This window comes from Pedobacter frigidisoli (assembly GCF_004331675.1).
In the GTDB taxonomy this organism is placed as follows: domain Bacteria; phylum Bacteroidota; class Bacteroidia; order Sphingobacteriales; family Sphingobacteriaceae; genus Pedobacter; species Pedobacter frigidisoli.
Map to the genome: position 1 here is coordinate 212,727 of NZ_SJSN01000001.1, position 12,139 is coordinate 224,865.

General features: G+C 37.4%; 11 protein-coding genes. 6 read left to right on the forward strand and 5 right to left on the reverse strand.

The window, feature by feature from the left end; translation table 11 throughout:
- The first annotated feature begins 14 nt into the window (after positions 1-14).
- The 5 genes from EZ449_RS00850 to ade all read left to right on the forward strand — a co-directional run bounded on the left by EZ449_RS00850 (position 15) and on the right by ade (position 5,661).
- The gene (locus EZ449_RS00850; RefSeq protein ID WP_131556064.1) at positions 15-1,403 is read left to right on the forward strand and encodes a LutB/LldF family L-lactate oxidation iron-sulfur protein; all 1,389 of its coding nucleotides are present in this window, start codon (positions 15-17) and stop codon (positions 1,401-1,403) included.
- A 63-nt stretch (positions 1,404-1,466) separates the two neighbouring features.
- Complete coding sequence (locus tag EZ449_RS00855; RefSeq protein ID WP_131556065.1) at positions 1,467-1,700, forward strand: DUF4160 domain-containing protein; 234 nt, start codon at positions 1,467-1,469, stop codon at positions 1,698-1,700.
- Positions 1,690-1,932: a DUF2442 domain-containing protein gene (locus EZ449_RS00860; RefSeq protein ID WP_131556066.1), complete on the forward strand. Its 243-nt coding sequence runs from the start codon at positions 1,690-1,692 to the stop codon at positions 1,930-1,932. The genes EZ449_RS00855 and EZ449_RS00860 overlap by 11 nt, the downstream gene beginning before the upstream one ends.
- Positions 1,933-1,952: 20 nt before the next feature.
- Positions 1,953-3,929 (forward strand): alpha-ketoacid dehydrogenase subunit alpha/beta, encoded by a 1,977-nt coding sequence (locus tag EZ449_RS00865; RefSeq protein WP_131556067.1) that lies wholly within the window; start codon positions 1,953-1,955, stop codon positions 3,927-3,929.
- A 94-nt stretch (positions 3,930-4,023) separates the two neighbouring features.
- Positions 4,024-5,661 (forward strand): adenine deaminase, encoded by a 1,638-nt coding sequence (gene ade / locus EZ449_RS00870; RefSeq protein WP_131556068.1) that lies wholly within the window; start codon positions 4,024-4,026, stop codon positions 5,659-5,661.
- Here ade and EZ449_RS23425 read toward each other — a convergent pair whose 3' ends face one another.
- From EZ449_RS23425 to EZ449_RS23370, 5 genes are all read right to left on the reverse strand, one after another.
- Positions 5,662-5,958 (reverse strand): DUF5615 family PIN-like protein, encoded by a 297-nt coding sequence (locus EZ449_RS23425; protein WP_205942926.1) that lies wholly within the window; start codon positions 5,956-5,958, stop codon positions 5,662-5,664.
- Positions 5,959-5,995: 37 nt separating this feature from the next.
- Positions 5,996-6,232 carry a DUF433 domain-containing protein gene (locus EZ449_RS00880; RefSeq protein ID WP_131556069.1) on the reverse strand — a complete coding sequence of 79 codons (237 nt, stop codon included), beginning with the start codon at positions 6,230-6,232 and terminating at the stop codon, positions 5,996-5,998.
- A gap of 44 nt (positions 6,233-6,276) precedes the next feature.
- Entirely contained in the window at positions 6,277-6,885 is a 609-nt protein-coding gene (locus EZ449_RS00885) for a SprT-like domain-containing protein (RefSeq protein WP_225872188.1), read from the reverse strand.
- A 79-nt stretch (positions 6,886-6,964) separates the two neighbouring features.
- Positions 6,965-7,372, reverse strand: coding sequence for a GxxExxY protein (locus EZ449_RS00890; protein ID WP_131556070.1), 408 nt, complete (start codon positions 7,370-7,372; stop codon positions 6,965-6,967).
- A 43-nt stretch (positions 7,373-7,415) separates the two neighbouring features.
- Positions 7,416-9,683 carry a helix-turn-helix domain-containing protein gene (locus tag EZ449_RS23370; protein ID WP_205942916.1) on the reverse strand — a complete coding sequence of 756 codons (2,268 nt, stop codon included), beginning with the start codon at positions 9,681-9,683 and terminating at the stop codon, positions 7,416-7,418.
- A gap of 827 nt (positions 9,684-10,510) precedes the next feature.
- Between EZ449_RS23370 and EZ449_RS00900 the strand changes: the two genes are divergently transcribed.
- The gene (locus EZ449_RS00900) at positions 10,511-12,094 is read left to right on the forward strand and encodes a peptide chain release factor 3 (protein ID WP_131556071.1); all 1,584 of its coding nucleotides are present in this window, start codon (positions 10,511-10,513) and stop codon (positions 12,092-12,094) included.
- The last annotated feature ends 45 nt before the right edge of the window (positions 12,095-12,139 follow it).

Here is a 12,139-nt window from a genome sequence, read left to right on the forward strand (position 1 = left end):
CCTATCTTTGAAACATGATGAAAACTGCCGAGGAATTTTTAGAGAAATCTGATGAAAAAGCTTTCGATTTACCGCATCGTAAAACCATTAACCATAATATTGGAAAATATAATGTTGCTGTAGAACGGGGGTTATCAAAGTTCGAAAATCTCGAGGCATCGAAAAAGAAAGCACATGTTATAAAATGGCGTGTGATGGAAAATCTTGATAAATTTCTGCCAGAATTTGAGTCTAATTTTCAACGCAGGGGAGGTAAAGTGATTTGGGCAAATGATGCCGAAGAAGCTCAACAGGAAATCCTCAACATCATCAAAAGGAGTAATGGCAAAACGGTTATCAAATCTAAATCGATGACTACAGAAGAAATTCATTTGAATGATTTCCTCGAAAAAAATGGCATTGAATCTTTAGAAAGCGATTTAGGTGAATATATTGTTCAATTGCTTGGGCAGGCTCCTTATCATATTGTTACGCCAGCAATGCACTTAAGCGCTACAGATATTGCTCAATTATTTCACGATAAATTCCGAACGCCAATTGATGCAACTCCGCCGCAATTAGTTCAAAAAGCAAGGGAATTACTTCGCGATAAATATTTAAATGCGGATATAGGTATTAGTGGCGGTAATTTTTTAATAGCCGATACTGGAAGCATTGCGTTAACAGAAAATGAAGGAAATGCTCGTTTGAGTACCACTTTTCCAAAAATACATATTGCCATTGTGGGTATCGAAAAGGTAATTCCATCAATAGCTGATTTAGATTTGTTTTGGCCTTTGCTTGCTTCACATGGAACAGGACAAAACTTAACCGTCTACAATACCATTTTAAGCGGTCCTCGCCAGCCAAACGAAACCGACGGGCCAGAAGAAATGTACGTTATCCTTTTAGATAACGGTCGTACGAATTTGCTAGCTCAAAAAGAACAGCGCCAAGCGCTTTACTGCATCCGTTGCGGCGCTTGTTTAAATGCTTGTCCGGTTTATAAAAATATTGGCGGCCATACTTATAACACTACTTACAGTGGACCAATCGGCTCGGTAATTACACCTCATTTTAAGGGTATGGAAGAGTTCAAACACTTAAGCTACGCATCCAGCCTTTGTGGAAAATGTTCTGAAGTTTGCCCTGTTAAAATAGATATCCATAAAATGTTATTGCTAAATCGCAGAGATGCAGCAGCAACACACGAAAATGGAAAAGTTGAAGAAATGGGCTGGGGAATGTTTAACCGAATGATGCAGAAACGTAAATGGATGGACTTTTTCAGCGGGAAATTTAAAAACTTTATGCTTAAAACATTCTTCAAAAAAAGTTGGGGCAAGTACCGTGAGATGCCAAAAGTTGCCGATAAATCTTTTGCAAAACAGTGGGAAGAGTTGAAGAAGAGTAAGGAGGATTAGCAAGAATCTTGCCTATTATACATTTTGAATTCGTAAATTCACATTTAAGCTTGTTTTAAATTTATGCCAACACTTTTCATCGTCTTTGGATTAAGATTTTTCTTTTATTCCAATGAACATTTACCAATTCATATACATGTTAGAAATGCTGATGGCGAGGCTAAATTTGAAGTTGAAGAAGTTAAATTAATTTCAAACAAAGATCTTAAAAATAAAGACGTTAGTTTGGCGATTGCTTTGATTGAAGAGAACAAAGAAATTATCATTAATAAATGGAATGAATATCATGGAAATTAATGTAATTAAAGTTTGGTTTGATGATAAAAATATTTTCATTAAAACAAGTGCTGATGAAGTTAAAAGTCATCCGCTGAATTGGTTTCCAAGGTTACAAAAAGCTAAGATATCTTCATTGGAGAATTTTACACTTTCTCCTTTTGGAATACATTGGGAGGAGCTTGATGAGGATTTAAGCTTTGAGGGCTTTTTTAACTTTACTACTCAAAATTCAGTTTTAGAGAAAAAATAACCAGCTCTTTTCAAGATTATATGCAATTCAACCGCCGCGATAAAGACGACAAATTCTTATTGAATTTATACAAAAGATTGCTTTATCCTCGAATGGTTGAGGAGAAAATGCTGAAGCTTTTGCGTCAAGGTAGAATTGGCAAATGGTTTTCAGGAATCGGGCAGGAAGCGATAGCCGTGGGTTCTACTTTAGCGATGCAAAGCGATGAATACATCTTGCCAATGCATCGTAATCTTGGTGTATTTACTTCGAGAGATATTCCTTTAAAAAAGTTAATGGCGCAATGGCAAGGTAAACTTTCAGGTTTCACCAAAGGCCGCGACCGCTCCTTTCATTTCGGCACACAAGATTATAAAATTATCGGGATGATTTCTCATCTCGGTCCGCAAATGGCTTTGGCCGATGGGATTGCCTTGGCTGATGTTTTGGCCAATAAACAAAAAGCAACATTGGTTTACACAGGCGAGGGCGCAACAAGCGAGGGCGATTTTCACGAAGCCGTTAACGTTGCTGCTGTTTGGAATTTACCAGTCATCTTCCTAATTGAAAATAATGGTTACGGTTTATCTACACCCAAATCCGAACAGTTTAGATGTAAAAATCTGGTTGATAAAGCAATTGGCTACGGGATTGAGGGAATTCAAATTGATGGAAATAACATTCTTGAGGTTTACGATACCATCAATCAATTGGCAAATGAAATTAGAAAAGACCCGCGACCAGTTTTGGTAGAATGTTTAACATTTAGAATGCGTGGCCACGAAGAAGCGTCAGGCACCAAATATGTTCCGCAGGAATTATTTGATGAATGGGAAAAGAAAGACCCCTTAAGCAATTATGAATCTTATCTAATTGAACAAGGTGTTTTAAATCAGGATGCTGTTATCGACATCAAACTTAAAATCAAAAAAGACATCGAATTAGAAATCGAAGAAGCTTTCGATGAGCCGGAACCCGAAGCAAATTCGATTCAGGAGCTGGCGGATATGTATTTCCCTTACGAACAAAAAGTAATTGCGCCAAGTCAATCATCCACAGAAAAAAGATATTTAGATGCCATAACCGAGGGTTTGGATTTAGCCATGCAAAGATATCCAAACCTGGTTTTAATGGGACAGGATATTGCAGATTATGGCGGCGCTTTCAAAATTACCGATGGCTTTACGGCAAAGTATGGCAAAGGACGAGTTCGAAACACGCCAATTTGCGAATCGGCTATTGTTGGCGCTGGTTTGGGCTTATCTATTAACGGCTACAAAGCTGTTGTAGAAATGCAGTTTGCCGATTTCGTAACCGTTGGTTTCAATCAAATTGTAAATAATTTAGCTAAAACACATTATCGCTGGGGCGAAAAGGCCGATGTTGTAGTTCGGATGCCTACGGGAGCAGGAACGGGCGCAGGGCCATTTCACTCACAAAGCAATGAGGCTTGGTTTACCAAAACACCAGGTTTAAAAGTAGTATATCCCGCTTTCCCTGAGGATGCAAAAGGTTTGTTATTGGCCGCAATCGAAGACCCAAATCCTGTTCTTTATTTTGAACATAAATATTTATACAGAAGTTTAGTCAGTGCTGTTCCCGATGGTTATTATACAACGGAAATTGGCAAGGCTGTTAGGTTGGCCAATGGCAATAAGTTTGCCATTATTACTTACGGTTTAGGCGTTCACTGGGCTTTAGATTATATCAAAAACAATCCTGAATGTGGTGCAGCTCTAATTGATTTACGAACATTGCAGCCTTGGGATAAAGAAACGGTTGCAGCGGTTGTAAAATCTACAGGAAGAGTTTTAATCTTGCATGAAGATACGTTAACCAATGGTTTTGGTGCAGAAATTTCTGCATGGATTGGCGAACATTGTTTTCAATATCTAGATGCTCCGGTTTTGCGTTGTGCCAGTTTAGATACAGCAATTCCAATGAGTAAAGTATTGGAAGAAGATTTTCTCGCAAAATCTAGATTAGCAGAAACGATTGATAAATTATTGAAATATTAAAAATACTTTTGCCAAGGAGACACAGAAATCACGGAAAATATTTTTTAACTCCGTGTCAATCCGTGTTTCCGCGGCCAATTCATAAAAACACCGAATGAGCAATTTTAAAATTGAGGGGAACATAGTTGATATTACAAAGCGAAATATTTTCTTTGGTGAAGTTGAGGTGGAAGATGGGAAAATAAAATCTTTAAATAAACTTTCTGAAACTAAAATTGATGCTCATTTTATCCTCCCAGGCTTTATTGATAGCCACGTTCATATTGAAAGCAGCATGTTAATTCCTAGCGAATTCGCAAGGTTAGCAGTCATTCATGGAACGGTTTCTACCATCAGCGACCCGCACGAAATTGCAAACGTTTGTGGTATGCGGGGTGTAGAATTTATGATTGAGAATGGCAAAACCGTCCCTTTCAAGTTTAACTTCGGCGCTCCAAGTTGTGTTCCTGCAACAATTTTTGAAACCGCTGGGGCAGAGTTAAATCACGATGATGTGAAAGCACTTTTGGAGCGTCCTGAAATAAAATACCTCAGTGAGATGATGAATTTCCCAGGTGTGCTTTATAAAGATGTGGAGGTTTTAAAAAAGATTGCTGCTGCACATGATTTGGGTAAACCAGTCGATGGTCATGCGCCAGGTTTACGTGGTGATGCTGTTCAACAATATATCAACGCAGGAATTTCTACCGACCATGAATGTTTTACTTCAGAAGAAGCTTTGGATAAACTACAACGTGGAATGAAAATTCTTATCCGTGAGGGAAGTGCAGCCAAAAATTTCGAGGCGCTTATTGATTTGCTAAACGATTGGTCAGAAATGATGATGTTTTGCAGTGATGATAAACACCCCGATAGCTTAGTTGAAAGTCATATTAACGCACTCTGCGCCAGAGCAGTTGCAAAAGGAATCGATGTTTTTAATGTTCTTCAAGCAGCTTGTATCAATCCAATTCTTCATTATAAATTGGATGTTGGTCAAATGCAAATTGGAGATTATGCTGATTTTATTGTGATTGAAGACTTGAAAAACTTCAAGGTCAAACAAACTTATATCGATGGAATTTTGCTTGCTGAAAATGGCAAAATGATTGGCGATTGGGTTAAACATTCAAAAGAAAAAGAGTCTGTTAATTACTTCGATTGCAGTTTTAAAAAGGTTGAAGACTTTGTATATGCTTTTACAAAACAAGAAGAAATTCCTGTTATTGAGGCTTTGGATGGTCAATTAATTACAAACAGACTTGCTGCAAAGCCAAAAGTTTCAAATGGAAATATTATCAGTGATTTAGAAAATGATGTATTGAAAATGGTTGTGGTTAACCGCTATCACGATGCACCAATTGCAGTTTCATTCGTTAAAAATTTCGGCTTAAAAACTGGCTCAATAGCGTCGAGTGTTGCTCACGATAGCCACAACATTATTGCGGTTGGTGTTGATGACAAAAGCATTTGCGATGCCGTTAACTTAGTGATTAAGGAAACTGGAGGTGTGGTTGCTTTGGGAAATGGAAAAGAAGAAATTTTACCATTACCCGTAGCTGGTTTAATGAGTAATGAAAATGGTTATAAAGTTGCCGAAAGCTACACTTCTATCGATAAATTTGCGAAAGAATTGGGCTCTACTTTGGTCGCTCCGTTTATGACGCTTTCTTTTATGGCCTTATTGGTTATTCCGCATTTAAAGCTGAGCGATAAGGGTTTATTTGATGGAGATAAGTTTGAGTTTGTGTAACTACATTATTCCCTCAATTCTATCTACAAACACATTAACCAATTTATAATCTTGATTTAATTGAATGATTTCTGGCCATAAATTCTTGAGGGTTTCATAAAATGGAGACATTTTCATATTGCCCAGTTTAACATGAATTACCTTTGGTGGTGGGGTATGCAAGAGAATTCTTGATGAAAAATCACTATCCTTTGTGATGATAGTCAGATTATTCTCTTTGGCATATTTCCATATCTGCGAGTCTGTCCATTCATCTCCTAAATCAAATTGATGAATGTATTTTGAACTATTCCAAATCGAGAAAGATTAACGTCGATTAGAAATTCGCAATCCATTAAGCAACAGCCTGTTTAATGATAAAGCTATGATTCATTAATTCGGTAGCATAACGCATGCATGCTGTAATATCTTCTGCTTCCAAGGATGGGTATTGTTTTAAGATTTCTTCCGTCGTTTCTCCTGCAGATAAAAACTCCATGATGGATTGTACAGTAATCCTTTTCCCTCTAATAATAGGTTTTCCATTACAAATATCACTATCAATATAAATGCGGTCGAAAATTTGTTCCATAACCTAAAGTTAATCAATTAGTTTAATATTTGATATTGGTAAACCTATTCTACCACAAAAACCTCTGCCAAAGGATTAAAAAGATAAATCCTTTTATCATCCAAACAAACACAACGATAACGTTTTCTAATCCGTTCGCCTTTGGTAAAGCGGCGACCATCTTTTATTTTGAAAATAGTATTTGTCGGAAGTTGTTCCAGGTGCAAGGTTTCTACTTTATCAGAATCATATTTTTTTAATGCTCGGGATAAATGTAAATCAGAACAGCTTGAAGCCGCAGGATTCGACATGTAATTATCAATCGCTGTATGAATATCCGCTGGAAAAATATTCATATCGAAAAAAGGAACCATCATTCTCTGGAAGTTCTTTTTCCACTCCAAACCATGTGGTTTTACTTTGTTTTTGAAATCGTTCCAGGTTAACAGGTGGGCAAACTCATGTACGGTTGTAACCAGAAAAGCGTAATTATTTAAATTAAAATTTACTGAAATCCGATGTCCTTTATCGCGGTAAGGGTGGCGGTAATCGCCAAGTTTGGTAGAACGGGTTTTAGCGATTTTAAATTCGCATTGAAAATAATCTATCCACTTTGCAATTAGCGGTGCTGCAGGTTCTGGCATGTATTGCGCTAATAAATCAACTTTCTTCACGCATGCTAAGATAAGGAATTGCTAAAATATTTCAACCATATAAGACATATAAGAACATTTAAGGTTTGAACTTTAAAAATTAATGTAAAAATCTATATAAATCATTTACATATGTTTTCTGACCGCTTTCATAAATATTAAGGCAATTGAAATTAATAATTAATCCCATTGGTACTTCCAAAAGCTTCATATAAGTCAAAATTTGTGCCTCATGAATTGGCAATACTTTCTCAACTGCTTTAAGTTCAACAACAATACTTTCTTCAACAAATAAATCACACCACAATTCTGCATCAACCAAAATATCTTTATAATAAACTGGCACCAACATTTCAGATTTAAAATTTATTCCTCTTAGCTTCAATTCGTGCTTCAAGCATTTGTGATACACACTTTCCAACAAACCTGGACCAAGTGCTTTATGAACTTCAATTGCGGCACCATTAATTTTATAAATCAGCGTTTTTAAATACTCTTTATCCATCATGGCTAATATGTTCTTATATGTCTTATATGGTTAAATTAATGCCCTACTCCTCCGATGGAAAGAGCGACGCCAACACCAGCTTAATCTCGCCAAATGAATAATCCTTACCTAAAAACTCCCGAATTGTCGCCATCGATTTTGTTTTTTGGCTCTCAACCGCATCGCTAATATTTCTGATTTTATTAGGCTTAACCAATTTAGTAACATCAATCTGTTGGGTCGAAACATAATAAGCTAAATGCCCCTCAATTGTAGTAACCGAAAAACCACGTTCTTTTGCAATTTCCTCAAGTGTTTTTCCTTGTTCGTAAAGTTCAAAACTGATTAGCTTAGTATCGACCTTTGGTTCTTTCTTTTTCTTCTCCACAGCCGATTTTACTTTCAAAACCTGCCCTTTCAACTGAATCGCTTTTTGCAATTGCTCGTTCCGTTCCGATACATTTAACAGTGCATCGGTATCGGCTTTGCTGAATTCTTTCCCGTCGATAATGGCAAGTAACAAGGCTTTGCTTTTATGCATTTTCTTCAGCTGCTCGTAAACCAAAATCTCTAATTCAAGCAGCTCTGTGAGGTAAGTTTTTATACCTTTCTCTTCTTTTACGGCCTCAATTTGAATTAAAAATTTATCAGAAACACCTTTAACCAGCGGATTAAAATATTTCAAAGCCGCCTCTACACGCTTAGAAACATTAAAAAAAGTATGTCCCGTTTTCTCAGCAAATAGTCCTTTTAGTTGATTTATAAAAGTATCAGCCGTAGCCGTAATTTTCTGAAAATCAGCATACAATTCCATCGTCCAATTATCATAGTGCTGTTTTGTCGATTTCTCACTTTTATCAAAAGTTTGCAGATGCTCTTTAATGTAATATCTAATTAAATTCAAATCGAAAGCAGCCAATAAATAAGTTCTGATGAAGTCGTAACTCTCCACACTAATCTGTTCGGTTAAAACTTCAGCAGGTTGTTTTGTACTGGAAAAATAGTGGATATTTTGGTCTTGTTGCAAACCACTTTCACGCAAATGAGAAGTTAAAACCAAACCTTTTAGCGAGCGTAAACGCGAAAGCGCCACATAAGCCTGACCAGGTGCAAAGGCATCGCCAACATCAATAATGGCCTTATCAAAAGTTAAACCCTGACTTTTATGCACCGTAATTGCCCAAGCCAATTTTATCGGATATTGAACAAAAGAACCCGCTACGTTTTCTGCAATTTCGTTCGTTGCCTCATTCAGTTTGTACTTTACGTTTTCCCAAGTAAAAGGCGAAACCGAAATCACGGTACGTTCTTCTGGTAGTTCGATTTCGATAACATCTTTTGCTATGTGATGAACAACCCCGATTTTACCATTGTAATAACGCTTTTCGGCAGTCATGTCGTTTTTAATGAACATCACTTGTGCACCCACTTTCAGCTCTAAACTTTTCTCGTTCGGGTATGCGTACTCATTAAATTCGCCCGTAACCTTTGCATCGAAAAAGTACGATTTGGTTTTAAGCTGTGTCAATCTTTCTCGGTTGATACTGTCAGCCTTATTGTTATGCGTGGTTAACGTAATATAATTTTCGTCAGTTGATGGTTTAAAATCTTGTTTAAAATGCTGGCGTAGTAATGCCGTATCCTCGGGTGTGATTTTGTTATTTCGCAGGTTATTCAGCAAATCAATAAAAACCGAATCATCCTGACGATAAATTTTATCCAACTCAATATAAATTGGTGGATTATTCTGCAAAGCCAAAGCATCAAAGAAATAAATGCTCTTGTAAAAACCAGCCATTACCCGCCATTCATCATTTTTTACTACGGGTGGCAACTGATGTAAATCGCCGATAAATAGCACCTGAACCCCACCAAAAGGCACATTTCTATTTCTACGAATATATCGCAAAGCAAAATCAATCGCGTCGAGCATATCGGCCCGCAGCATACTCACTTCATCAATAACCAACAGTTCCAATTCCTGCAACATCCTGCGTTTATTGCCCTGCATATTCATGTGCTTCACAATGGTACGAGGCGTATTGAAGTTAAACGTGATGTTCTGATTCATGATATTCCCTGCCGCATCTGGGAAAAAAGCACCGAATGGCAACTGAAAAAGTGAGTGAATGGTAACCCCAGACGCATTGATTGCCGCAATGCCTGTCGGTGCACAAATCACAGCTTTTTTGTGTGTCAATTTTATCAGTTTTCGCAAGAAAGTAGTTTTACCTGTTCCTGCTTTTCCTGTTAAAAAAACGTGTTTCGAAGTGTAATTGATAAACTTGGCTGCAATTTCTGCGGCCATAGAAGTTTCCTCTATTTGTGGCATCGGCAATAAGATTTTAGGTTGCTTTAGTTTGGCGGGATAATTAAAGCTAACAATTTTAGCACAAGAATAGGTATGATTTTTAATTTTCAGTTAATAATTTTCAGTTAGCTTCATTAAGTAATTGGAAATGAATGTTCAGTTTTTCATCGGGAATGGTAGTCCTGCTGTGCGCTTTATCCCGATGAAATATCGGGATGCTCGCTGCCATCAGGTTTATTTAACAAAAGGATTTTTGCTTTTGGCTAAAAAACCACCCCTTGCCCCTCCTTGAAAATAAGGCGGGGAGCTATACAGTGCCAATATAAAATTTAGACGGAAGTTGCCGTTTGGTTAAAAGCATAAACTTCAAAACTGGCACAAATTTGAAATAGTAGACACTACTCCCCTCCTAATTTAGGAGGGGCAAGGGGTGGTTAAATATTGCCCAAGAACTACTAAAGAAGTTGTTTAAACCCGACAGAAATGGAAATACTTTTTTTATTGCAGCAACCCTGAATATACTGTCATGCTGAGGCACGAAGCATCTGCATCCGATGAAACAGATGCTTCGTGCCTCAGCATGACAGAAGTTTAAAAAAGATTGTAATGAATGGCGGGACTTCTTTTACCAAAGAATTACTGCAATTGCTTTTCTAAACATGATTCTCAAGATTTTAGGATTAGCAGGATAGTGGCATAACCCTATTAAAGATTAAAAAATTAACGAGCTCAAACAGTTAACCAATTTTCTTATCTTTGCAGCCTGATGAAACAAAAATATACACTTCTTATCGCAGTTAAATTCCTTTAACTCCATTTCATCGCCATTTTTTACCCAAAATTTTATTATGCTTAACCCTGAAATAGAAAAACGTAAAACCTTTGCCATTATTAGTCACCCCGATGCGGGCAAGACCACTTTGACGGAAAAATTCCTGCTTTTTGGTGGTGCCATAAACACGGCTGGTGCGGTAAAACGGAACAAGGCGAACCAAAGCAATACTTCCGATTTTATGGAAATTGAGAAACAACGTGGTATCTCGGTGGCAACTTCGGTAATGGGTTTTGAGTACAGTGGCAAGCGCATAAACATTTTGGATACGCCTGGTCACAAGGATTTCGCCGAAGATACTTACCGAACTTTATCGGCTGTGGATAGCGTAATTTTGGTGGTCGACTGTGTAAAAGGTGTTGAGGAACAGACGGAAAAACTGATGTCGGTTTGCCGTATGCGGAACACGCCAGTGATTATTTTCGTTAACAAAATGGATCGCGAGGGTAAGGAAGCTTTCGATTTATTGGATGAAATTGAGGAAAAACTGAATATCAGTTTATGTCCGCTTTCTTGGCCAATTGGCTTGGGGCACACATTTAAGGGTGTTTATAGCATTTATAACAAACATTTAAATCTTTTTCAACCAGATAAAACCAAAATTTCAAACTCGGTAATTGCCGTTGAAGATTTAGATGATGATAACCTGACTAACTTCTTAAAAGAAAAAGAAATTAGCAATTTAAAGGACGATTTAGAACTCGTTGAGGGTGTTTACGGCCAAATTGATAAGGAACTTTATAACGAGGGTTTATTAGCGCCAGTATTCTTTGGTAGCGCCATTAATAATTTCGGTATTAAGGAACTTTTGGATACGTTTATCGACATTGCGCCAAGTCCGCGACACCGTGAGGCTGAAGAGCGTGATGTGTTGGTTGAGGAGAAAAACTTCAGTGGTTTTGTATTTAAAATCCACGCCAATTTAGACCCAAAACACCGTGATAGAATCGCATTTTTAAGAATCTGCTCGGGTAAATTTGAGCGCAATAAATTCTATTACCATACCCGTCAGGACAAGAAACTGAAATTCTCGAACCCAATGGATTTCATGGCAAACGAGAAAAGTATTGTTGAAGAAGCTTGGCCTGGCGATGTGGTTGGTTTGTACGATAGTGGCAACTTTAAAATCGGCGATACTTTGACCGAGGGCGAAAAACTGCAGTTTAAAGGAATTCCAAGTTTCTCGCCATCTATTTTTAAAGAAGTAGAAAACATGGACCCAATGCGAACTAAACAATTGGAAAAAGGTATAGAACAATTAACTGATGAGGGTGTGGCGCAATTATTTGTGATGCAGCCAGGAAATAGAAAGGTTATCGGTGCTGTTGGTGAACTTCAATTCGAGGTAATTAACTTCCGTTTAGAACATGAATATGGCGCTAAATGTCGTTTCCGTACGTTGAGTTACACGCGTTCGAGCTGGGTAACTTCTGCTGACAGAAAAAAATTGGATGAGTTTGTGAAACGTAAACAGCAGCATATTGGTTTCGATAAAGAGGCAAATCCTGTTTATTTGGCCGATAGTGAATACATGATTAATTTAACTAAACAGGATTATCCTGATATCGATTTCCATAAAACGAGCGAGTTTAAAAGCTAGTTTTAAATGAGTGAATTTTGAATGATTGAATGGTTGCTATACTCT